Origin of the sequence: Methylomonas koyamae (genome assembly GCF_006483455.1) — a bacterium.
GTDB lineage: Bacteria > Pseudomonadota > Gammaproteobacteria > Methylococcales > Methylomonadaceae > Methylomonas > Methylomonas koyamae_B.
Window position 1 is genome coordinate 1 of the sequence record NZ_PPPU01000057.1, and the last position, 22,257, is coordinate 22,257.

The following is a 22,257-nucleotide window of genomic DNA, read 5'->3' on the forward strand; positions in this document are numbered from 1 at the left end:
CGCCAAGAACGGGTAGCCGCGCGCACGGCGCTGGCCAACCAGATGCGCGGTTTTCTGGCCGAGCGCGGCATCGTGCTGGCAACAGGCCTTAACAGCGTGCGCAAAGCCTTACCGCTGATTCTGGAAGACGCCGACAATGCACTGACGTCCACGGGCCACGAATTGTTTGCCGAACAGTATCAGCGTCTGGTAGCCATCGACGCTGACATTAAGGCCCCACGAGCAACGTATCAGCCGCTTATGCGAGCAAAATGCGCTGAGTAAACGATTTCGGGACGTGCCGGGTGTTGGGCCGATCACCGCCACCATCCTGGCTTCGGACATTTGCGACGGCAAGGGCTATACCCGAGCACGTGATTACGCCGCCAGTCTGGGCGTGGTGCCCAGACAACACAGTAGTGGCGACAAACAGGTATTACTGGGGATTAGCAAACGCGGCAACCGCTACTTGCGCACCTTGTTGATCCACGGTGCGCGATCAGTGCTAAAAGTGTGCAGCGGCAAGACCGATCCGCTGATTCGCTGGCTGCAAGGTCTGATCGAACGACGAGGCTTCAACAAAGCCGCCGTGGCGCTGGCCAACAAGAATGCCCGGATACTCTGGGCGATGGCGACGCAGGGCAAAGCATACCGAGCGGGGGCATAACCACCGTTCGATGCCGGGTTATCCACGCTTTGCCCAACGCCTCCACGCGAGGGAAGGGCTCCGGCGTCGGGCAAAGCGTGGATAACCTTCAATCCGGTGTAGGGCAAGACAAACAGAGTTCAACAGATTGCGGAGGCAAGTAACTCAAAAGTGATGACATTCAACAGGTCAGACCGGTGCTTTTAAATCCCGTTCCGCGCATAGGTTCTTAAGAAACCTTTAGGATGATAGTGGAAAAAGCGCGCGGATAGATTCATCAGGGTCCGAAGGCCTATCAAGTACCTTCATCAAGAGACCGAATATATGGCTTCAATCTTGATCTCTGTTGGAAACATCAATTTTGATAACACTTGGCTTGCAATTGGTGAGGAGTCCATATATGCGCGGAGGATGACACTTTCCAGCCGACGATATAACGGGCGTACACATACCGATTTGCCGCGCACGACGCCTTTCAGCCCTAGGTTTTTCATCAGACGCTCCAAGGTACAACGGGCCACGACCAACCCTTCGCGCTTCAACTGAATCCAGACCTTACGAGCGCCGTAGTTTTGGATGTTTTCATCCTAGACGTGGCGGATCTGTTGCCTCAATCCTTCGTCCTGTTTGAAGCGGTTAGAACGTAACTCCGGATTGGCTTGGCGGGCCGCATGCCGGTAATACGTCGACGGGGCAATCGGCATACCTCTTCGCAAACCCAGTTGGCGAAGGCTTCAGCCTTGGGTTTGTTGGAGCGCAAGATGAGTTTGTACAGAGCCGGTTCGTTGATAAAAAGTCGTCTCTCTTTCGCCTTTTATGGTCTTGCAATACGGAGACCACAACCCAGGGTTCCGGTGCGGACCTGAGCGTATTTCCGGTTCCTGTCCATGTAATTTACTGCACGTCGCAGACGTCCTTGGACTTAAACCAGACGTCGCCATTGGCATCTACGTTAGTTCCAACGAATTTATCGGTAAATGCGAAACCATTTGCCATGGTTTTGAATTCCGACATGATCGTCTCCTGAGCAAGGTTAGAAACCCGGCACCAAGACGCCAAACCCAGGCACCGGATTTTGCCAGCGCAAGTTCAGATTAGGCCCCGGAAAAACCTTTTGTCAGCAAGAATTTGACGGTGGGAGTTTAAACCTGTTTTTAGGTGTATTTTGGTCTTTTTACTCTTGGCTTGATGTTGAGGCACTAGTGGAAAAGCGTGCAGCCGGCCGAGGCTATAATCGGTGCCGTTAACTATTATCCTGCCTTGGTAGAAACAGCCGGCACGCCCTGTCTGATGCCCAGGGTTGCCGGCATTCGACGGGTCAGTCTCCCGGCCGGTCCTTATCTAGCTCGCGAAGGAGACGAGCAGCTAAATCCCCTATATCACGGCCTGTGGTGGGATCTACCCGTTCCCAGAATACGATGACTTTTCTGTAAGCGTCTGCTACCAGGCCCGGGCGCTGCTGCTCCGCGTGCAGCAAGCCGAGGTTGTATGCGGCCTTGGCGGCTTGAACCCAGCCTGCGTCCGAGTCGGCCCGCTCGCCGTAGTCGATGGCCTGGCGGTACGCGTCGGCGGCCGGGTCCGGGCGCTGCTGCTCCACGTACAGAACGCCGAGGTTGACCACGGCCCTGGCGGCTTGAACCCAGCCTTCTGCCGAGTCGGCCCGCTCCCCGTAGTCGATGGCCTGGCGGTACGCGTCGGCGGCGAGGTCCGGGCGCTGCTGCTGCTTGTGCAGAAGGCCGAGGTTACGAGCGGCGCTGGCGGCTTGAACCCAGCCTGCCGCTGAGTCGGACCGCTCGCCGTAGTCGATGGCCTTGCGGTAAGCGTCGGCGGCTGAGTCCGGGCGCTGCTGCTCCGAATTTAGAAAGCCGAGGGCGTACGCAGCCCCGGCGGCTTCAACCCAGCCTGCGGCCGAGTCGGCCCGCTCGCCGTAGTCGATGGCCTTGCGGTACGCGTCGGCGGCCGTGTCCGGGCGCTGCTGCTCCACGTGCAGAAAGCCGAGGTTGTTCGCTGCCCTGGCGGCTTCAACCCAGCCTGCCGCCGAGTCGGCCCGCCCCGCGTACTCGATGGCCTTGCGGTATGCGTCGGCGGCCAGGTCCGGTCGCTGCTGCTCCGAATTTAGAAAGCCGAGGGCGTACGCAGCCCCGGCGGCTTCAACCCAGCCTGCGGCCGAGTTGGCCCGCTCGCCGTAGTCGATGGCCTTGCGGTACGCGTCGGCGGCCGTGTCCGGGCGCTGCTGCTCCGCGTGTAGAACGCCGAGGTTGTACGAGGCCTTGGCGGCTTCAACCCAGCCCGCCGCCGAGTTGGCCCGCTCGCCGTAGTTAATGGCTTGCTTCATGCAAGACTCGGTATGCTCTTTGGTGTCGTCGTAGTAATGAGCGAGGCCAAGTAGCTTGTACCCTGTTGCCATCGCTAATGAATCAACAGACTCGTCAAAGTTGTTGAGCTTCCCTAATTCTCTTTTGACAAAGGCATAGTCTTTGTTGTCGTATTTTTTTCTACACCATTCGTAAAGCAACTGCAGATCCTGCTGTTGGAAGCAATAGGCCAGCACGGTTTGATCGTCACCCAGGGTATCGACTACGTTTTGCAAAACACCGGGATCCGGGGACATGGCGAACAAAAAGCCGTGATCGGTCAATTCCTGGCAAGCGGTCGGCCATTGATGGCGCAAGTCGATGTGGTCGATCGCCCGGGCAAAGTCTCGCCAGCGGTCTTGGGTTAGCGCGATGCCGCGGGTATCCAGGGTAGCAGCACTGCGCATGATGCCTTTGGCGGGTTCCGACAGCGTGCGCCAACGCAGTCGCATTTCTGCGAAGGCTTGGTGTTCGACGAAGCTGAAATTGTGTTCCAACGGGTGCTCCATCGGCGTTTCGTTGGCGGCTGTTGCCATTTCTTGCAGCATGGCATCCGTGGGGGCATTGAGGATGTGGCGCTCTAGCAATTCACACAGGGGGCGGAAAGCCTCGTTGCCCTGAACGATGGCGGCGGGGCCGCCGTTTCTGAGTGTGGCCCAGATAAAGGCGGCACAACCATTGGCTTTGAGCTTGGTTAGCAAACGCGTGATTTCCGGCAATCGATCTTGAAACAATTCAAGGTCGTCCAGAACAATGTCCAGCCGCTGGTTTTTGAAATGGTGGATGGCGTCCGGGCCGAGTTCTGGAATGGCGCTATTGGCTTGAGGGACCAGCAGCCAGTGATCCGGAAACGCGGTTTGCAGAACTTGCGCGACTAAGCGGCTTTTTCCGATGAAAGGATTGCCTTCGAGCAATATGCCTTGGTGGTGCGCCGCTTGAGTTTTGGCGTGTTGTGTGCGTTTTTGTATGAAATAGGCGCTGGCATCCTCACTGATTTGTTGGTTTTCCGGGTTGCGTTCCAACGCCATGGTCCAGGGTTTGTTCAAACCCCGCCGCGTTTGAATAAAAGGGATATCGAAGCGCCGCGACTGTATCGAAACTTTGGCTAAATCAAATTTTTTCGCTGGGCCGGCAAAAGCAAAATGGCTGAACCAATCGGTTCGTCTTTTGCTTCGCTTAAGGTAGATAACCAACCACCAACCAAGCAAACTCAGCAGGGCGAGCAGAGAAAGTTGAAGCCGCGTTTCAGGGGTGGTGAAATCGATACTGTCGAACCCGTCTTTGACGTCGTTTTTAACAGGCAGATAACTGAATAATAAGGTCGCGAAACCACCTATCGCACCTATGACTGCTTTGAAGATCCCGTTCATCGAATCACGTTAGTTTGTTTGGGATAGCAAAAGATTAAATGTTTTTGCGATCACTTTTACATGGCCTATCACCGCTGCTGCCACCCCGATCCGGTATCGACAAACTGGCCAGGCGCGGCTTGGTTGATGACTTTTTGCGCCGTCAGCCGCGCGACCTCTTCCGGACTGACGCCGTTCTTGGCGGCGATGCGTTGGTATTCGGCTTGGCGTTGGGCGTTGATGTTGTCGACGAAGGCTTTGACTTCGGCCGGGGCGTCCGCTTTGACCAGGCCCAGCAGGCCGTTGCTGCGTTCGCCGACGGTGCCGGCCGCTTTCAGTTGCGCCAGATCGGCGGCGCCGGCGGAGGTGGACAATATCAAGCCCAGGGTCAGGGCGGACAACAGGGATTGTGCGGTTTTCGCTAACATGGGGACTCCTTAGAACAGGCCTTTTTGGCTGGAAATCAAATCGTCGACGTCTTTTTCCACTTTCAGGCGGATTTCGTGTTCGATCTTGACGTTCATGTTGATCTCGATCGGTTTGTCCGGGGCTTCGAGTTTGACGGACGGCGAGCATCCCGCCAGTATCCAGACGGCCCAGACCGGCAGTAGGTACTGCGCTGCTAATTTCATTATCTTCTCCTCTCGGCCGCCGGCGGCAGCGTTGGTTATGGTTTCCCAGCGGGCTGGGCTTTGGGTTGGGCCGGCTGCTGGCCGACTTCTTCCAATATCGCGCGTTCGAAATTGCCGGCCACCAAACCGCGGCGCAACAGCTCCGGCAATTGGCCGCTGATGTTCAGGTTAAAGGCCAATGGGTGCCCGGACAGCACTTCCGGATTATGGCCTTCCAGGCGCAAGCCGATCCGGTAATCGCCGTTGGGCTGGTAGTTTAATTGAGCTTGTAAGCGATGGTAAACCAGGTTGCGCAGCGCTTGAAACGCCAGATTGCCGTCGTCGGCCGGGCTTAGGTAGCGCAAAGTACCGGGGCGGGTGCCGGACAGGGTGCCGTTTTGCAGTTCGATGCTGTCGGTCGCCAGCGTTAACGGCAGTTCGCCATCGACGCTGCCGGTTCCGGACAATTGTGGATAATCCAGGCTGGCCAATAGCTGGGCCAGATCGATTTGCCGGGCTTGCAGGGTCAAGGCCAGCGGCATCTGGCTGATATCGAACGTCGCCGGTGCCAGTTCCAGTTCGCCGCCGAAGATGGCCAGCCGGGCCCGCTTCAGATTCAGTTGCGGTTCCCGGTAGGCGGCGTCTATCTCCAGATCGCGGCCGCTCAAGCCGTCGCCCAATTCCAGCGTCCGAATCCGGGCGCTGAGTTCGCCGTTGCCGGCGCCGAGGTCAGGGACGGCGACATGGATATTGCTGTGCAGCAAGCGCGCCGCTCCGGCGGTTAACGCCAAATCGGAGACATCGATGTCGGCTTTGCCGCGTTTGAGTTGCGCTTGCCAATAGATTTGCCAGGTGGCAGCGATCTGGCCCGAGGCCACGTTCCAGTTGCGGGCGGTTTCCGGGAGCCAGGGTTTGGCCAGGTCGAAGGCTTCGCTGGCGGTCAGCGCCAGCCTGCCGGAAATGTCGGCGGCCGACTGCGGTTGCAGACTGATTGCGGCGTTGGCTTCGGCCAGAATGTCTTTTTCGCGGGTCAGCGATAAACGGCCCTGGCTGTGGCCGAAGCCGTCGGAACTGTGCAATTCCAGGTTTAATTGGCTATTGCCGAGTTGCGCGGCCAACGCCGTCGGCGCGCTGGTCGGCCGAAGCTTGGCCGGCAGCAACGGCGTGCTTTCCAACCAGGCGGCGATGTCGCCCAGTTTGCCGCGCAGGCTCAGCTTGCTCGTATCCGCCCCGAAGCCGGAGCCGTCCAGCGCCAGAATCCGGGCGCCGTTTCCGTCCGCCAGCGCCAGGTCGAAATTGCTCATGTTGGCGGCCAGATCCAGGGTCAGACTTTGCCGGCCGTCTTCGAGATTCAGCCGGTAAGCAGCGGGCGGCGTCAGTCCGAATTGGGCGCTGCCGTTGAAATTGCTGTCGCCCCAGGGTGTGGCGATTTGCAGATCGAGCTGGGCGATGCGTACCGGCGGTAGCGGCAAGCGCCCGGGCTTCGCGTCCTCACCAGCTTTCGCGGGATTGTCGGCGGCGGGCCGGTAGTCCAGCTTCAGCGTCGCGCGGCCGATATCGACGGCATCCACACCCAGCGGTTCGAGCCGATAATCGGCGGCGACGTTTTCCAGCGTTACTTGCAACGGGCCGGCGGCGGTTTCCAGCGCAAATCCGAACCGGGCCAGTTGCACCCGCTCGGCGTCGAATTGAAGGCCGGATAATTCGGTTGCGGCCAGCGGACTGAATTGCAACGCCCGGCTCAATAGCCGTTCGCTGATCTGAAAGCGCAGGCTCCAGACCGCAACGCCGAGTATCGACAATAGCGTCAGCAAAAACAGCCACCTGTAGCGTTTGGCGGGTTTGCTTGCCGGCGGCGAAACGGGTGTGGGCTTCATTGCTTGGCCTTATTAGCGTTAAAGCCGATTAGCGGCGCCAGCAGGAAGGCGCTGCCGACGCCGGCGGCCAGGGTCACGCCGAAGGCATGGACGATGGCGGTGGAGCTGGTTGCCAACAAACCGTAGCCCAGCAGGGTGGTGAAGGCCGACAAGGCCACCGCCAGCGTAGTCGTATCGCGCTTGTCAACCGTACCGGCGGAAGCGGCTGCCATATGGAAGAACACCGCATAGTCGACGGCAACTTCCAACACCAACAGCAGCGCGAACAGATTGAACAAGGTAAACAATTCGCCGAACCAGCCCAACGTCGCCAGCGCCGTTAACATCGCCAACAGCGGCACCGACATCACCTGCACGCCGTCGCGCCAGCCCAGCCGGTAAATCAAGATGCCCAGAATCAAGCCGCAAACCCCGGCCAACAGCACTGTTACCCGCTGCCGGTAGCGTTGGAATAAATCCGACAATTGCGATACGTGGTCCACCCAGACCACGCCGGGCAAATCGGCCAGCGCTTGCAGTGGCTCCAGATCGGCGATGCCGGCCAAAGTCACGATGCTGCGGCAAGCCTCGGCGTTGCAGCCCAGCCATTGCTGGCGCAGATTGGGGTTGGCGGTTGCCAGCCAGTCATCCAGGCTCAACGTTTTTGATTCTGCGGCCGCGAAATTTTGTAACTCACTATCGATCGCCGTTTGCTCGAATCCGAGGTTCAGCATATAGCGCTGCAACAAATCCGGCCGGTAAACGCCGGTTTTCAGTAACTGGTAATCGTCACGTTGTTGGGCCGGGTCGGGCCAGTGCGAACTGACGCCATCGAACTGCTTGAGTTTGGCTTGCCCGGTGAGCGGTGCCAGCGAGTCGAGCAGGCCGCGTTCGTTGCGGTACCACGCGGCCAGGTCCGCGCCGGAGACCAGGAAGAATTGGTTGTCGCGGCCGATCGGCAGTAGCCGCCTGATTTCGGCGTCCGCTGCGGTAATTTCGGTTGGGGCGGTTTGCAAGAGGCGAACGTCGTCTTGTGCGCGCAACAGGCTCAGGCCGCCGACCAGCAGTATCACGGAAACGGCCGACAGGCTGCGGCGGTGGCGGTGTAGCAGTTCCGGCCAGCTGCGTTGCCAGTAGCCGGCCAGACTCAGCATGCCGAATTGGTGTTGCGGCCGGAAGCGGGCCAGTAGAAAAGGAAACAGCATGACCACGGTAAGCCAGGAGGCGACCAAACCCAGTGCCGAGAACAGCGCCATTTCCCGCAAGCCCGGAAACGGCGAGAAGCCGAGGCCGGCGTATCCCAATAAACTGGTCAGCAAACCGAAGCCGATGCCCGGCAGCACGTAAGTCAAGCCGCGGCGCGGCGTCCAGTGTGGCAGGCCGAGGCCGTCGCAGAAAAAATGCAATGCGTAATCGACCACCACGCCTATCAGGCTGGAGCCGAACACCAAGGTCATGATGTGCAGTTTCGGGACCAGCAGCAGGCTCAAGTTCCAGGCGGCCAGCAGACCGACGGCAACGGCCAGGCAACACAGCAGCAACGGCCGGGGGCTGCGGAAAGTCAGCCAGAGCAGCACTACCACGCCCAGCGTCGAGCCGCTGCCGATGGTGGATATTTCGTGTTGGGCCTGGTGGGCGCCGTAGGCGGTAAACAGCGGCAGGCCGGTCGCCAGCAGTTCGCCGCCTTGTTGGCGCACTTGGTTTTGCAAACTTTGATTCAGGCTCAGCAAGAGTTCCAGTTTGTCGAGTTTCAAATCTTGGTCGGGCAATTCGCCGACCAGCAAGGCCCAGACCATACGTCCGTCAGGCACTACCACAGCGCCGTGTTCGATATTCAGTTGCAGCGGGTTTTGCGCGGCGAAGTAACGGCTGAACAGCAACAACGGGTCGTGTTCCAGATTGGCGGCCTGCAACTGGCCGAGCGGGCTGTACAGCGTTTCCAGATTGTCGCGTAGCAAGCGCTCTGGATCGTGCTGCAAGGCTTGCCGGGTTTTCGCGTCCAGCAGTTGGTAGCGGTAACTAAACAGTTGCTGGTAACCTTGCCGGTACTGTTGCTGCGGAATTTGCAAGGTCAACTCGGCGAACAGCCCGCTGGCGGCGAGGCGAGTCTTCACCGTTTCGGCCAGGGTTAGCGCTTGACCGGCGTTGGCAGCGCCGGCCAGCCAGACGACCTTGCGGTTGACGGCCTGGTTGTGGCGTTCGATGGCATTTGCAACCTCCGGCCGTTGTTCGGCCTGCGGCAGTAGCGCCAGGAAGCCGGTTTCCAGCCAATCCCGCCGCAGATTTTGCAGGGTCAGCCAGGCCAGGGCCAGCATGCCTAGCAGCCACAGCGCGGCGTAAAGTTTAGGGCGATAGACGCGCAAATTCGGCCGCCTGTTCCGGGCTGAGTTGGGCAGGGCGGCTGATCCTGTCGAAGCCGATCCGCGACACGTTGCCGCCGGTTTCGCGAATTTCCACGCTGCGCAATTCGCTGTCGCCGGCCAGGTAAATGGCGGCGATGGCTTTGCCGAGCAGCGGGTCTTTCGGCAGTAATGTCAGGCGCCAGGAATCGGGTTGCATCTCGGCGCTGGCGCTGAAGTCTGCGCTTAACTCGGCGAAATCGCCGCCGAGCATGGCCGGAAACACGCGGCCGAAACTGGCCGGCAGAGCTTGCTCGCCCTGGCTGGTGATTAAGCGGTTTTCCCCGATCAACAGCACCGACTCGACCGGGCTGACGGTTTTCCAGATCACGCCGCGTTGCTGCTGGAAGGTGAATTCGCCTTCCGAAATCAGCGGTTTGCTCAGAAATTTCAGTTGTTTTTCCTGGCGGAAATGGCCTTGGACGATTGCCGTCGGCACCAATCTGGATTTGATGTCGGCCAAGGCATCGTTTGCCTGGGCTGCGGCGGTGAACAGCCAGAGCAGCAGGACGGATAGGGTTTTCATGGTTTTTCGATTCCGAGTTTGCCCAACAAAACCGGCGGCGATTCGAAACGCATCTCCCGGGTTTCGATATCCACCGCCACTTGCACGCTGTGGCCCTTGCACAGTCGGCTGCCGCTGGCGTGGTCGCGGATTAGATAGTCGATTTTCAGCCGGTTTTCCCACTCGCTCAGCGTGGCGCGCACCAAAATGCGCTGGCCGAAACGCGCCGGTTTTATATAGCGCAGGTGCAAGTCGATGATAGGCCAGAAAAATCCCGAGTCGCGCATTTGCCGGTAGTCGTAATCGATGCTTTCCAGCAAGGCGCAGCGGGCGATCTCGAAATACTTGCAATAGTGGCCGTGCCAAACCACTTCCATCATATCGACATCGTGGAACGGAACCAGCAACTCGACTTCGGTGGTCAATTTTTCGGCCATGGCGTTACGGATACAGTTGCCATTGCTGCTCCCGAATCGCGCTCAGGCAGCGGCGCAAATCGGTTTCCAGTGCCCGGTCCTCGGTCAAAAACGCCACGTGTTCGCGCACTTGGTGCAGGGTGGCTTGCAACATCGGTCCGCTGCGATCCAGGCCGCCGCGCAATTCCAAGGCCTGGCAGCTCGCGATCAATAACGCTGCCGCCACTTGTTCCGTCAGTTCCAGAATCCGGATGCAATCGCGGGCGGCGATGGTGCCCATGCTGACTTTGTCCTGGTTATGGCATTCGGTGGAACGGGAGAACACGCTGGCCGGCATGGTCAGTTTCAAGGCTTCGGCGGTCCAGGCCGAGACGCCGATTTGCACTGCCTTGAAGCCGTGGTTCAAAGGCGCCTGGTCGCCGTCGGCGCCGCTCAGATTGGCCGGCAGGCCGTGGTTGAATTTGGGATCGACCAGTTGCGCCAGTTGCCGGTCCATCAGGTCGGCCAAGTTGGCGATGGCGGTTTTTAAAGTGTCCATCGCCATCGCGATGTGGCCGCCGTAAAAATGGCCGCCATGTAGGACATGTTCGCCGTCGGCATCGATCAACGGATTGTCGTTGGCGCTGTTCAATTCGGTTTCGATCAGTTGCCGCAGCCAGGGCAGGGCGTCTTCCAGCGCGCCGATCACGTGCGGCGCGCAGCGCAGCGAATAGCGGTCCTGCAAGCGCTTGTCGTTGCGCGGCGCTTCGCCGGTGATTTGCAGATCGGCGCGGACTCGGGCCGCAACCCGCATCTGGCCGGGATGGGGCTTCAACGAAAACAATTTGGCGTCGAAGTGGTAGGCGTTGCCTTGCAAGGCCGCCACCGCCAGACTGGTGATGCGGGTGCAGAGTGCGGCCAGATAAGCGGCGCGGTCGAAAGCCAGACAAGCTAGGCCGGTCATAGCCGCGGTGCCGTTCATGATCGCCAAAGCCTCCTTGGGTTGGAAGCGTAAGGCTTCGATCTGCAATTCGGCAAACACCTCTGTGGTCGGGCGGCGTTGTCCGCGGTACAGCACCTCGCGCTCGCCGGCCAGCACCGCGGCCAAATAAGACAAAGGCGTCAAATCGCCGCTGGCACCGACCGAGCCTTCCTGCGGAATCAACGGCAAAACGTCGTGTTGCAGCAATAGTGCGATTTGTTGCAACAGTTTGTATCTGACGCCGGAATAACCTTGAGCCAGGCTGGCCAGGCGTGCGGCAACAATCGCGCGGCTTTGTTCGGCGTCGAAGTGATGACCCAAACCACAGCCGTGAAAGGTGTACAAATGAATCGGTAATTCTTCAACTCGATCGGCCGGAATGGCGACCGTGCAGGAGTCGCCGTAGCCGGTGGTGACGCCGTAGACGCAGCCTTCTTCCTGCAATAGCCGGTCGACGAAGGCGGCACCACGGTCGATGCGGGCGGCAAAGTCCGGATTATCGCTTAACCCAGCGCCACGGCGTTGGCGGGCCAGATCGGTGATGGACTCGATAGGCAACGGCGAGCCGTCGAACAGTACGGGCGGCAGTTGGGTCACGGCGTCGGTGTGCGATTCGAGTTGAGCCGGAAGCCGGCCGGGTAGCGTAACGATGAGTTGGACATGCCGGTTGTGTAAATCAAAACGTCCGGGATTTTCGCATATCCCGCGGCGGCGGGTTAACCAAGTTTACTGGTTGCCGCGCGCGGCTTTTTTGAAGACTGGCTCAAGTTATTCGCCAAGGCTGGTTTCTGCGTCTTGCTAAGTTAGAGCTACTTCAAAGAACGCCGGCGCAATGCTCGCAACAATGAGCCGTGCAGAAAGCAAACTCAGCGAGTTTAGCTTTCCGTGCAATCCATTAACTCGACGGCGATACCCCAAAGCCGTCACTGCAACAGGTTGGATCGGTTGGTGTGCCTGTTGCAGTTCAATGATATAAAGGTGACCGATATGAAAACGCTCAACAAAGTTGCGGCGGGCATTTTTGCCATTGCTGCAAGCTCCGCCTCTCTGGCATTCGCCGCAGATACCTCTCAGTTGCTTGGCAAAGATCTCGACCAAAACCGCGAATTGGTCAATAGCGTCATGCGTGGCCGCAACTACATGGTTCAAGTCGACCAGGCCGGTAAAATCAAACAAATCATCGATACCGGAGCCAACGGCGACGGCAGCGATCCATTGCAAGCGGCGACCGCCGGCAGCACTGTGCCCGCTCAAGCCGCAGTGACTTCCGTCGAACTGCCGGTCAATTACGAAGGGCAACACGCCATCGATTTTTTAGGGGCCGAACTGACCAAGGTAGCTGACGGTTACGGCCTGACACCCGACAAATTGCGGGAAATGCTACTCAGCGACGATTCGTTGCGGGTCGATGAGAACAATCGGATGTTTTACGTCGACCAAGATGCCGGTAATCCCGGCGCGCACGAACCCGAAACGGCGGGCGGTGCAACCACAGCGACGACCAGCAATACCACGGTGCCGATCGCTTCTACCGCGCAGCTGGCCAATGCCTTCAAATTGCATAGCAAACCGGGCGCGAGCAAAACCATTTATCTTAACTTCGTCGGCTACACCGCCAGCAAAACCGCTTGGAGCAGCTCGACCATCACCGCGCCGGCCTACGACTTGAGCGGTAACCCGGCGGTATTCGACGACAACGAACGCAGCAATATCATCAGTATCTGGAATCGGGTGGCCGAGGATTACATTGCCTTCGATGTCGACGTCACCACCGAGCCGCCCAGCAGCGACGCGCTGCTCCGCACCAGTTCCGCCGATACCAGTTACGGCACCCAAGTCGTGATCACCAAAACCGGCACCATTAGTTGCAACTGCGGTGGTGTCGCCTACGTCGGCGTGGTATCGATGGTGAATAACACTTACTACCAACCGGCATGGGTGTTCCAACAATCGCTGGCCAACAATGAAAAATACATTGCGGAAGCGATATCGCATGAAGCCGGCCATACCCTGGGCTTGTTGCATGACGGCCATAATTCCGGGACCACCACGGTAGGTTATTACAGCGGCCACGGTACCGGCGAAACCGGCTGGGCGCCGATCATGGGGGTTGGTTACTACAAAAATGTGACTCAGTGGAGTGCCGGTGTTTATCCTGGTGCCAATAACCAGCAAAACGATCTGGCGGTGATGGCATCCGCCGGATTTAATGCGCGCATGGATGATTTCGGTAATCTTTTCGGCAACGCCAGCTCGTTGAACAACACCGCAACCGGCGCCACAGCAAATGTCAGCACGTTCGGTGTGATCGAAACCGCTGCCGATATCGATATGTTTATCGTCAATACGGCCGGCGGATTGGTGAATCTGAGCGTGAAACCGGCGGCGAAAGGTCCGAATCTGGATGTCAAAACGACGCTTTACAAAGCCGATGGCAGCGTGGTTGCGATCAGTGCGTCGGAAACCTCGTTGGCGGCAACGATCAATAGTACGGTACCTGCCGGCGTTTACTACCTGGCGGTTAGTGGCAGCGCTCATGCCGCTGCCGGCACCGATTACGGCTATCCGACCTACGCCAGCTTGGGCCAATACAGCATCACCGGCTCGTTCCCGGTTGCCAATGCCGGCGCCGCCGCACCGGCTGCGGTGATCGATGCTTCCACCTTGAGCGGGCCTAGCGCATTGACCGTCAATTTCTCGGCCAACAAATCCATCGGCAACGGCAATATCGTCAAATACCAATGGAGCTTTGGCGACGGCGGCAGCTCCACCAGTGCTAACCCGGTCTATATCTACAAAACCGCCGGGACCTTTACCGCAAAACTGACCGTAACCAACCAGTACAATTTGACTGATACCCAATCGGTGCAAGTGGTTGTCACCGCGCCGGTAGTGAAATCGGTATCCGTTGGCTCCGCCAGCTTGATGGTTGCCAGAGGCTCCACTGCTACCGGGATGATTTTGCTCAGAGTGGTTGACGCCCAAGGCCGTCCGGTGCCGAATGCGGTGGTAACCGGCACCTGGTCGGGTGCGCTGTCCGGTTCCTCGGTTGCTAAAACCGGAACCGACGGTATCGTGTTTCACACCTCCAAACCGTCGAGACAAGTCAGGGCGGCATCCGGCGTGTATACCATCAACAGTATTTCCGCTCCCGGTTATACCTACGCCCCGGCGAAAAACGTTAAATCGGTATTTACTCTGACCTGGTAACGACACCGGGTCCGGTGTCCGCCGGCCCGCTGGGTAAGACCGCTTAGGCCGCCGTTCTTTTGAACGGCGGCTTTTTTATGTCTGCCAGAAATCGTAGAAATTGAACCATTGCAACGGCGTTTGCAATGTATGCTGTTGCAGCCGCTGGGCATAAAGCGCGGCCGCTTGTTGGATAACGGCATCCCGCTGTTCGCGCCGCCAACTCAACGCATCGCCGATTCGTTCGAACACGATTTGGTGTCTGCCCTTGCGGTTGACGCAAAACAGGTAATACACCGGGCATTTCAACAGGCCGGCCAATACGAACGGCCCGAGCGGCAATCGGGCCGGCGCCCCCAGGAAGTCGACGGTCAGCGTGCGGCCGCCGTTGACCGGCGTGCGGTCGGCCGCAATCACCACCAACTCGCCCTGTTCGATTTTTTCCGCCAACAGCATGGCCGTGGCCGCATTGATTTCGGTGACTTGCAATAAATTCATCGCACTGTCCGGATTGTAACGGCGGAGCAGGCGATTGAATTTCTCGGCGTGCTTGGTATGCACCAATACCGTGATCTTGACGGCAGCGTCGCGGTCGGCCATGACCCGGCACACCTCCGGATTGCCCAGGTGGTTAGCCAGCAACAAGGCGCCACGGCCGTCGGCAAGGTCCGCCAATAGCTGTTCGCGACCCGAGAATTCGACATCGTTTACCGCGATCAGACCCGACCAGGCCGCCAGTTTGTCGATGATGGCGTTGGCGAAGCCGAGGAAGTGGCGGTAGCTATCGAACAGGCTACCCGAAAGCTTCACCTCGGGCTGGAAAGCCGCCAATCTGACCAGGTAATCGCGGCTGGCGCGTCTGGCCGCGGAATTTGCCAGCCAGTAATAGGTCACGACCGGGTAGAGAAAGACTTGTAGCATCTGCCGTCCGCACAGTCGGTACACCGCGAACAACAGGCGCATACCCCAGGCCAGGCTCCAGTCCTGCATTTGCGACCAATGGCGCTTGGTTTTCATCGCCAATGCCGCGCCAGCAGGCGGGGGAGACGAAGCAGCATGCCGCAAAACAGGCGGGCGTGGGCCGCCGAAATCTTCAAGTTGTCCCGCCATAAATCGAAATGCGAAACGCCGTCCAGCGGGTAGCGGACGGCGGTCGCCAGGTTGACCGCCTCCAGTCCGTGCCAGTACAAGCGCACTACGATATCGATATCGAACGCCATGCCGGGCGCCAGCCGGCTACCGGCCAGCAATTGCCCGACCGCCGTCAACGGATACAGGCGAAAGCCGCACATGCCGTCGCCGATGGCAGTCGACAAGGTATTGACTGCGATCCAGAAGTTAGTGATTTTTCGGCCATGAACCCGGCTTTTCGGCGCGTCGCTCTGGTATTGCGGGGTTCCCAAGATCATTTTTTCCGGATGTTGGCAGCCCAGCTCCAGAAATTTGGGAATATCGTCCACGTCATGCTGGCCGTCGGCGTCGATTTGCAGCGCATGGCTGAAGCCCTGGGCGATGGCCCTTTGAAAACCGTCGACTACCGCCGCGCCCTTGCCGCCGTTACTCGGCCGTTGTAGCAGAGTGATCCAACTGCGGTGTCGGGCGGCACACTCGATCAGTACTTGCCGGCATGCCGGACTGCTGCCGTCGTCGACCAGAATGCAAGGCAAACCGAAGCGTTCCAATCGCGCCAGCAAGGGCACGATCGCACGTTCGTGGTTGTAAACCGGGATGACCAAACAGGTTTTCATGATGGGTCCGCTGCGTATGTCAAACGGCCGGAACTATAGACTTGTTCGGCTTGGCTGAATCGGAAATTCAATTTGTTGCTGTCGCGGCGCCAGTCCAGCGTTAATTGCAATTCATAATCGGGACGGACCGGTTTAGCGAACTTGACGGCTTCCAAACGGCTAAACGGCGCGTTGATGTTAAAAAGTTGTTTGCCGAAATGCTCGGCCCAGCCGATCTGGACCACACCGGGCAGAATCGGATAACCCGGGAAGTGGTCGGCAAAATAGCGCAGCTGGCGCGGCACTTTCAAACCCAGCACCACGGTGTCCGGCTGCAAGTCGGCGGTTTGCAACAGCGGCATGCGGTCGTTGCTCTGTAACAAGGTTTGCAGCAATTGGCTGTCCAGTTTGGCTTGCACGGTGGTCGGCATGGCGGACAGAAATAGCCACTTGCGCGGAATCAACACCGCTTCGAACCACGGCTGCAAAGCTTCCTTCAGCTTGCCGATCAAGGCTTTACGGCCGTGGGCGGCCATCGCCGCGTTACCGGCTGCTGACAGTACCGCACAGACCGCCAACTGGTCGCGGCTGCCGGCCAAAGCCAGGGCATGGACTTCGCTCAGCCAGGGGTTATCCGCCAAATGCCGTTCCAATTCGGTTAGAGATAAGCGTTTTTCTTCGATTTTGACGATACGGTCGCGGCGGCCGTGCAATAGGAAACGGTCCTTGCTTTGCAAATCCAGCCTGTCGTCCAGTTCCAGTGCGTTCTCATCCGGTAAATAGGGTGAACTCAGGTAGGCTTTGCCGTCGCTCAGGTCGATACTCAGGCCGTCGAACAATTGCCAGACCGGATCGGGATAGCGGCGCCAGGCGATGCCGCCGGTTTCGCTGCTACCGTAGATTTCCAGCGCCGCCCGGCCGCAATGGCGCTCAATCTGCGCGGCGGACTCGGCCGGAAGCGGGCCGCCGGAACTGAAAATGGCGGAAAGCCCGGCCAGACTGGGCCACGGCGCATCGGCCGCCAGCCGCTTCAAATGGGCCGGGCTGGCGACCCAGCAAGCCCGGCCGGGCGCGGCTTGTTGGGCCAGATGTTCGGCATCCAGCGCCGTTTCGCTGTGGAAAGTGCGGCCGGCTGCCAGTGGCCACAACACCCGGAACAGCAGCCCGTAAATGTGTTGCTGGCTGACCGTTGCCAGAATCCGGCTGCCGGCCAAATCCCGGCCCCAAAGCCTTTCCAGCGTGTCGACTTCGGCTTGCAACTGTCGGAGGGATTTGCTTATCGATTTGGCCGCGCCGGTCGAGCCGGAGGTGAAAATCGCCAGGTTGTTCGCGTCCGGCTGCAGACGGCCGAAAACCGGTGTTGTGGTTGGTTCCTGGTCCAGCCGGCAATCGAAGCCGGCTTGCCAGTCGCCGATCAGCCGGCAGCCGGCCTGTTGCAGTTGCTGCGCCGTGCCGGGCCGGTTGTTGGCGGCGAGCCAGACCTGCTTGCCGGCGTGCCACAGCGCGCACAACAACACCGCAAACGGGTAGGCGTCGTGGCAGAACAAGGCATATTTTTGCCCGTTTTCAGCGGACAACGATTCTCGCCAGTCATCGACCGCCGCGCGAAATTCGGCGAAGCTGTAATCGCGGCCGCCGTGTCGGGCAACGGTTCCGGTCCGCTCGGCACTGAGTAAATCGGCCAGCGCAATCAAGAGCTTATTCCGGTTTCAGCGTGCGCAGCCTGACCCAATATTCGCCGGCAAACAGCAATCCCATCAGCAGGTAAGCGATCAGGCCGTTGTAGAGGCTCCAAACCTGGAAACTGCTCCACAGCGCGGTGGCCGCGGCGATGCCGCCGTTGATGATAAAAAAGCCGCACCAGACCTGGGTCACGCGCCGGGTATACGACACGCCTTGCGCCGGCAGATCGGGTTGCTTCAGCCGGGCCAGGCGTTCGACGATCGAAGGTGGATGCAACAGGCTGGCGGCAAATATCATCAGCATCACCGCATTGACCAGCGCCGGATAAAAGCGCAAGGCCACGGCCTGATTGCTCCAGATTGCAAAGCCGGCGTAGGCCAAGCCGGCCAGCAACAATGGTTTGCTCCAGTCGGCGCGGACCAGGGCCAAGCGCAACAGCAACATCGCGGCGAGCGCCAGCGCGATGAGCCGGGGTTGCAGGTATTGCAGGCCGAAATACACCGCCGCCGGATACAGCGCGGTTAACAGGCCGATCAACGCATTCAAGCCCGGCGCCATCTCAATCCTGCATCAGGCGGTGGACGGCCTCGACCACGTCGCCTATGGTGCGTGCGGTTTTGAAATCCTCGGGTTTCACCATTTTGCCGGTGAGTTCTTTCAGACGCACAATCATGTCGACCGCGTCGATACTGTCGAAATCCAGGTCTTCGTAGAGGCGGGCTTCCGGTTTGATATCGGCTGGGTCCATTTCGAACATTTCCACCATGATGTCCTGGATGGCGGCCAAAATTTGTTCACGATTTTTCATAAGCTGTTAACTGCGCGCGGAATCGATAAATTGAGCCAGAGCCGCAACCGACGAAAAAATCTGCGCCACGTCGTCCTGTTCGGCGTCGATTTTAACCTGGTATTGCTTGCGGATCGCCACGCCCAATTCCAGGGCGTCGATCGAATCCAGCCCCAGCCCGCCGTTAAACAGCGGCGCCGAGCTGTCGATGTCGGCAGCGTCGATGTCTTCCAAAGCCAGCGTATCGACGATCAGGCGTTTTAATTCAGTTTCGGTGTTGCTCATAAGCTTGGCGTTGTTCGGTGAAGTAATCCAATAAAGTTTGGGTGAGCCGGCGCACCGCGATCGAGTGCGGTTGCAGTCGCCGGTAATCGCTCAGGTCGATGTCGTCGCCGACTTCCATCCGCAAATGAAACCGCCGCGGCGGAATCCGGTACCAGGCCAGGTTCTTGGTCAGCGTGCTGGGGGTGCAGGTCAAGGTCACCGGGGTCAACACGCAGTCGGCGGCCAGGGCAATCGCGGCGACGCCGCGCTGGAAGCGGTAGGCTTGGCCAGGCACCGAACGGGTACCCTCCGGGAACACGATCAAACCGCCGCCGCCGTTCAGCCACGCCGCACAATCGGCGATCATGGTCTGCGAATCGGCATTGCTGATATAGCCGGCATGCAGGATCGAGCCGCGCATCGCTGGATTGCGCCACAGGCTGGCCTTGACGATGCAACTGGCTTGCTTGATGCGGCTGAGTAGAAACACTACGTCGACCAAAGTCGGATGGTTGGCGACGACCAGTTGGCCGGGACGGTTCAGTTTTTCGCCGCCGCAGATTTGGTAACTCATCACGCCCAGCCGGTGCATCAAGCCGATAAAAGCATAAAAGCTCAGATGGACCATGGTTTGGGCGCGGCAGGCTTTGCGGCGGCGGTCGCCGGGCAGCAGCGCCAGCAACGGAAACACCACCAACCACAACAGCACGCCGCCGAGGCCGAAACAGGCGAAGCTGATTGCGGTTGCCGCCAGTCGCCAAAGATAGTTGATGTTGTGACTCAGAGTTTTTGCCATTGCCAACCGCGGCCGCCGTTTCCCAAATGCAATTCGGATTGCTCGGCGGCCAGGAATTCGATAAAGGCCGGCAATTGTAGCGGTTGCTCGCCATCCTGACGAGTCGAGCTTGTCGGCGAAAATTCCAGCGCCAAGCCGGGGCCGGCAAGCGCCAGCCGCAATGCGGCTGCACAGGGAAAGGGTAACGATGCCGCAAAACCGGCCGAAGGAAAGAAATCCGGCAATACTTCGTCGTAATACACCAGCAGGACTTCGCCGTATCCGGCGTGCAATAAGCCTAGCGCTTCGATCAGGCCCGGTCCGAGCCCGCCGGCGCCGGGGGCGACGCAATTGATTTCGCAGCGGTTGGCGTAGGCGATCGAAAACAGGCCGGCAATCGCATTGTGTACCGACAGGCTGAACGCGGTCGGCGATAATTCCTCGCCGCGCTGCAGATCGTTCAGCATGTCCAGGCATTTGCCGATTTCGCCGTGCGACGAGCTGAATACGGCCGGCATTTGCTCGCCGGGCGCCAGGCATTGCTCGACGACGAACATCGCCGCCTTCGCCAGCGGGCTGAGCCGGCGTTGCAAGGGTTTGGGCGCGTATTGCAGCGGCGGCGGGGTTTGATGATCCGGCGGTTTCCGGCCGGCCGCAAATTGCTGCCAGTCATCCTGGGTTTGCAAGCCCGGTGCCCAGGCGCTCCAACGGCGGATGATGAACGGGTAGGCCATGTTGCGGAAGTCGGTTGACGCTGGCGCCGAAGCGGCGGGGAGCAAATTATAATCGGGAACTGAACTACCGCGCGCGGGTCGCCGTTCAGAAGATTCGGAACGAGGGAATTTGGACGGGTGATGCAATACTAATCGAAGCCAAGGCAGTAAGGTGTAATTGGGTAGGGCGTCAATAGGCTAAGCCGTATTGCGCCGCAAGTTGGCTTTTAATCATGCGGCGTATTACGCTATCGCTAATACGCCCTACGCGGGCTATACGTTTAACATTCATCTCGGACTCCTCCTTCCGCTTGTCGGATAGCTTTAGTCTATCCCTCTGGCACCCGAGGCCGCTAGGAGGGAGGAGTCCATCCCATTGCCCTACGCGGGCTGTTTGAAAATACGGCGCAATGCCCGTTGGTTATTACGCCTTACCGTCTTGCTTCGCGAATCCACCTTACGCCAATCGTCTATCCGCCTTACGGCCGTAAAACTTAAACCGCCAATTTCTGCAAAAAGCAAAAATCCCAGAAATAAACATTATAAGCGCTGAAGGTATAGGTGTTACAAGAGGCGAGCCTTGGGTCAATGTTCCGGTAAAAGGAACCGAAGAACCACCGGCTGGAAAAGCAAATATGGTACTGTTGAATTTGAATAGCGGTATCGGACCTGGAGAACTTAAATCACCTTGAAACCAAAATGAGAAAGTTTGTGCATTTGGAACATGTCCGCCGCCACCTACTACTTCTCCTGGAATATTAACCATAAAAATATTTATCCCGCCTGTATTTAATGACTCAAAACTAGGGTTAACATTAGAAACAGAAATATCATAAGCAGATCCAAATCCACTTGAAATTAAGGCAACATCAAAAAGGGCGGTTGTTTCAGTATTGTATTGAAAACTGCCTTTGACCGTGCCTTCTGTTAAACCTGTACCATTGATATTCCATGTAAGAATACTTGCCTGTAACGGCAAAGCAATCATCGTCAAACCGCCCACTAAAATGGATTTCAGCATCGTAGTTAACATAGGATTTTCAGCTCCACAAGTAATTAGGAAGATTTAGATAAAAACACTTTTTCACAACTTTTCAAACTATTGTCATGAATAATGAGCACGCCTAGAGAATAGGTTGGTGGCCTAATTCGATATAATCTCAACTGATTTTTCAAGCGCTGTCAAAATTATTTCGGCGATGAATCCTGGCACGGCCATCGCTACAGGCAGATTCCTTGCTGCCTGCCAAAGGGGGTAGGGTAATGGGATGGATTCCTCTCTCCTAGCGGCTGGTGCTAGATGGATAGACTAAGGCTATCCGACAAACGGAAGGAGGAGCTCGTAGGATGGGTAGAGGCGTTAGCCGAAACCCATCAAAACACCATCGATTACCCCAAATCCAATTTAGGATATATGCCGCCCGCCCAATTTGCCGGGAGAATGCCGCGTTTGACGAAATCATGAAATGAAGAATATCTCCAATCGGCAACACAACGGACATAACCGTGTTTTACTGGATTGTAATGAATATAGTCGACATGTTTGACGAAGTCGTCCTGGTTTCTGATTCGATGCTCCCAAAACCGTCTTTGCCAGATACCGCGTTCCTGTTTGCTTTCGCGGCTTTTGGAGATTCGCTCGCCTTTTTCGACCTGTTTAGTGAAGTGGGTCTTAATGAGCCGCCAGCGACAACTAAAATCATCGTCACCCTCCGGCAAAGTCCAAATGGTATGGAGATGCTCCGGTAAAACAACAATCGCGTCGATATTAAACGGGTGTTGATCTTTTACGTTACGAAAAGACTCGCGAAGCAGTTCAATCTTATCGGTTAGCAAAGTCCGATTTCGTTCAGCCAAATTGACTGTGAAAAAATAACAACCGCCTTTGAGGCGATGTCGACGATATTCTGTCATATCTCATCTATCGGCGTTTCGTTTGATGGGTTTCGCTTCGCTCTACCCATCCTACTGTCGGCAATTGGTTCACCCCTGTCGGTTGCCTCCTATGGCCGCTACCGATCACTCACCATCTCACCCCAACCG

The 22,257-nt window shown here is 58.1% G+C and carries 20 protein-coding genes and 2 pseudogenes; 3 read left to right on the forward strand and 19 right to left on the reverse strand.

What is annotated here, in order from left to right:
- Positions 1-264: pseudogene (locus tag C2U68_RS21675) on the forward strand (hypothetical protein); the annotation flags it as partial.
- Positions 265-277: 13 nt separating this feature from the next.
- Positions 278-646, forward strand: a complete 369-nt coding sequence (locus C2U68_RS21680; protein WP_260839422.1) for a transposase — start codon at positions 278-280, stop codon at positions 644-646.
- 428 nt (positions 647-1,074) lie between these two features.
- On the opposite strand, the pseudogene C2U68_RS21855 reads toward C2U68_RS21680, so the two are convergent.
- From C2U68_RS21855 to hutH, 9 genes and pseudogenes are all read right to left on the reverse strand, one after another.
- Positions 1,075-1,206, reverse strand: a pseudogene (locus C2U68_RS21855) (IS3 family transposase); the annotation flags it as partial.
- 737 nt (positions 1,207-1,943) lie between these two features.
- Positions 1,944-4,349 (reverse strand): tetratricopeptide repeat protein, encoded by a 2,406-nt coding sequence (locus tag C2U68_RS19855; protein WP_140914206.1) that lies wholly within the window; start codon positions 4,347-4,349, stop codon positions 1,944-1,946.
- Positions 4,350-4,417: 68 nt separating this feature from the next.
- A complete protein-coding gene (locus C2U68_RS19860; RefSeq protein WP_140914207.1) occupies positions 4,418-4,756 on the reverse strand; it encodes a YdbL family protein in 339 nt (112 codons plus the stop codon).
- 9 nt (positions 4,757-4,765) lie between these two features.
- On the reverse strand, positions 4,766-4,960 hold the full coding sequence (locus tag C2U68_RS19865) for a YnbE family lipoprotein (RefSeq protein WP_140914208.1): 195 nt from the start codon (positions 4,958-4,960) through the stop codon (positions 4,766-4,768).
- Positions 4,961-4,995: 35 nt separating this feature from the next.
- Positions 4,996-6,816, reverse strand: a complete 1,821-nt coding sequence (locus C2U68_RS19870) for a YdbH domain-containing protein (protein WP_140914209.1) — start codon at positions 6,814-6,816, stop codon at positions 4,996-4,998.
- The gene (locus C2U68_RS19875; protein ID WP_260839423.1) at positions 6,813-9,158 is read right to left on the reverse strand and encodes an MMPL family transporter; all 2,346 of its coding nucleotides are present in this window, start codon (positions 9,156-9,158) and stop codon (positions 6,813-6,815) included. The genes C2U68_RS19870 and C2U68_RS19875 overlap by 4 nt, the downstream gene beginning before the upstream one ends.
- The gene (locus C2U68_RS19880; RefSeq protein ID WP_140914210.1) at positions 9,139-9,720 is read right to left on the reverse strand and encodes an outer membrane lipoprotein carrier protein LolA; all 582 of its coding nucleotides are present in this window, start codon (positions 9,718-9,720) and stop codon (positions 9,139-9,141) included. Before C2U68_RS19880 ends, C2U68_RS19875 begins: the two co-directional genes overlap by 20 nt.
- Complete coding sequence (locus C2U68_RS19885) at positions 9,717-10,136, reverse strand: acyl-CoA thioesterase (RefSeq protein WP_140914211.1); 420 nt, start codon at positions 10,134-10,136, stop codon at positions 9,717-9,719. Before C2U68_RS19885 ends, C2U68_RS19880 begins: the two co-directional genes overlap by 4 nt.
- A gap of 4 nt (positions 10,137-10,140) precedes the next feature.
- The gene (gene hutH, locus C2U68_RS19890) at positions 10,141-11,673 is read right to left on the reverse strand and encodes a histidine ammonia-lyase (RefSeq protein ID WP_140914212.1); all 1,533 of its coding nucleotides are present in this window, start codon (positions 11,671-11,673) and stop codon (positions 10,141-10,143) included.
- A 390-nt stretch (positions 11,674-12,063) separates the two neighbouring features.
- On the opposite strand from hutH, the gene C2U68_RS19895 reads away from it, so the two are divergent.
- Positions 12,064-14,286, forward strand: coding sequence for a PKD domain-containing protein (locus tag C2U68_RS19895; RefSeq protein ID WP_140914213.1), 2,223 nt, complete (start codon positions 12,064-12,066; stop codon positions 14,284-14,286).
- A 75-nt stretch (positions 14,287-14,361) separates the two neighbouring features.
- Here the strand turns inward: C2U68_RS19895 and C2U68_RS19900 are convergent, their stop codons facing one another.
- The 10 genes from C2U68_RS19900 to C2U68_RS19945 form a co-directional block, all read right to left on the reverse strand.
- A complete protein-coding gene (locus tag C2U68_RS19900) occupies positions 14,362-15,282 on the reverse strand; it encodes a hypothetical protein (protein ID WP_140914214.1) in 921 nt (306 codons plus the stop codon).
- Entirely contained in the window at positions 15,279-16,013 is a 735-nt protein-coding gene (locus C2U68_RS19905) for a glycosyltransferase family 2 protein (protein WP_140914215.1), read from the reverse strand. Before C2U68_RS19905 ends, C2U68_RS19900 begins: the two co-directional genes overlap by 4 nt.
- A complete protein-coding gene (locus tag C2U68_RS19910) occupies positions 16,010-17,686 on the reverse strand; it encodes an AMP-binding protein (RefSeq protein WP_140914216.1) in 1,677 nt (558 codons plus the stop codon). Before C2U68_RS19910 ends, C2U68_RS19905 begins: the two co-directional genes overlap by 4 nt.
- Positions 17,687-17,690: 4 nt before the next feature.
- On the reverse strand, positions 17,691-18,233 hold the full coding sequence (locus tag C2U68_RS19915) for a hypothetical protein (RefSeq protein ID WP_140914217.1): 543 nt from the start codon (positions 18,231-18,233) through the stop codon (positions 17,691-17,693).
- A gap of 1 nt (position 18,234) precedes the next feature.
- Positions 18,235-18,483: an acyl carrier protein gene (locus C2U68_RS19920; protein ID WP_140914218.1), complete on the reverse strand. Its 249-nt coding sequence runs from the start codon at positions 18,481-18,483 to the stop codon at positions 18,235-18,237.
- Positions 18,484-18,489: 6 nt separating this feature from the next.
- A complete protein-coding gene (locus tag C2U68_RS19925; RefSeq protein ID WP_140914219.1) occupies positions 18,490-18,747 on the reverse strand; it encodes a phosphopantetheine-binding protein in 258 nt (85 codons plus the stop codon).
- Complete coding sequence (locus C2U68_RS19930) at positions 18,728-19,522, reverse strand: lysophospholipid acyltransferase family protein (protein WP_140914220.1); 795 nt, start codon at positions 19,520-19,522, stop codon at positions 18,728-18,730. Before C2U68_RS19930 ends, C2U68_RS19925 begins: the two co-directional genes overlap by 20 nt.
- Entirely contained in the window at positions 19,507-20,235 is a 729-nt protein-coding gene (locus tag C2U68_RS19935) for a beta-ketoacyl synthase chain length factor (RefSeq protein WP_140914221.1), read from the reverse strand. Before C2U68_RS19935 ends, C2U68_RS19930 begins: the two co-directional genes overlap by 16 nt.
- 436 nt (positions 20,236-20,671) lie before the next feature.
- On the reverse strand, positions 20,672-21,247 hold the full coding sequence (locus tag C2U68_RS19940) for a hypothetical protein (protein ID WP_186289683.1): 576 nt from the start codon (positions 21,245-21,247) through the stop codon (positions 20,672-20,674).
- Between the two features lie 356 nt (positions 21,248-21,603).
- Positions 21,604-22,128 carry an REP-associated tyrosine transposase gene (locus tag C2U68_RS19945; RefSeq protein ID WP_140914223.1) on the reverse strand — a complete coding sequence of 175 codons (525 nt, stop codon included), beginning with the start codon at positions 22,126-22,128 and terminating at the stop codon, positions 21,604-21,606.
- Between the last annotated feature and the right edge of the window lie 129 nt (positions 22,129-22,257).

Bases quoted from the DNA above. Each gene is read 5' to 3' on its own strand.
- C2U68_RS19855 (WP_140914206.1), bottom strand. From the start codon at position 4,349: ATGAACGGGATCTTCAAAGCAGTCATAGGTGCGATAGGTGGTTTCGCG.
- C2U68_RS19860 (WP_140914207.1), bottom strand. From the start codon at position 4,756: ATGTTAGCGAAAACCGCACAATCCCTGTTGTCCGCCCTGACCCTGGGC.
- C2U68_RS19865 (WP_140914208.1), bottom strand. From the start codon at position 4,960: ATGAAATTAGCAGCGCAGTACCTACTGCCGGTCTGGGCCGTCTGGATA.
- C2U68_RS19870 (WP_140914209.1), bottom strand. From the start codon at position 6,816: ATGAAGCCCACACCCGTTTCGCCGCCGGCAAGCAAACCCGCCAAACGC.
- C2U68_RS19880 (WP_140914210.1), bottom strand. From the start codon at position 9,720: ATGAAAACCCTATCCGTCCTGCTGCTCTGGCTGTTCACCGCCGCAGCC.
- C2U68_RS19885 (WP_140914211.1), bottom strand. From the start codon at position 10,136: ATGGCCGAAAAATTGACCACCGAAGTCGAGTTGCTGGTTCCGTTCCAC.
- C2U68_RS19895 (WP_140914213.1), top strand. From the start codon at position 12,064: ATGAAAACGCTCAACAAAGTTGCGGCGGGCATTTTTGCCATTGCTGCA.
- C2U68_RS19900 (WP_140914214.1), bottom strand. From the start codon at position 15,282: ATGAAAACCAAGCGCCATTGGTCGCAAATGCAGGACTGGAGCCTGGCC.
- C2U68_RS19905 (WP_140914215.1), bottom strand. From the start codon at position 16,013: ATGAAAACCTGTTTGGTCATCCCGGTTTACAACCACGAACGTGCGATC.
- C2U68_RS19915 (WP_140914217.1), bottom strand. From the start codon at position 18,233: ATGGCGCCGGGCTTGAATGCGTTGATCGGCCTGTTAACCGCGCTGTAT.
- C2U68_RS19920 (WP_140914218.1), bottom strand. From the start codon at position 18,483: ATGAAAAATCGTGAACAAATTTTGGCCGCCATCCAGGACATCATGGTG.
- C2U68_RS19925 (WP_140914219.1), bottom strand. From the start codon at position 18,747: ATGAGCAACACCGAAACTGAATTAAAACGCCTGATCGTCGATACGCTG.
- C2U68_RS19930 (WP_140914220.1), bottom strand. From the start codon at position 19,522: ATGGCAAAAACTCTGAGTCACAACATCAACTATCTTTGGCGACTGGCG.
- C2U68_RS19935 (WP_140914221.1), bottom strand. From the start codon at position 20,235: ATGGCCTACCCGTTCATCATCCGCCGTTGGAGCGCCTGGGCACCGGGC.
- C2U68_RS19940 (WP_186289683.1), bottom strand. From the start codon at position 21,247: ATGTTAACTACGATGCTGAAATCCATTTTAGTGGGCGGTTTGACGATG.
- C2U68_RS19945 (WP_140914223.1), bottom strand. From the start codon at position 22,128: ATGACAGAATATCGTCGACATCGCCTCAAAGGCGGTTGTTATTTTTTC.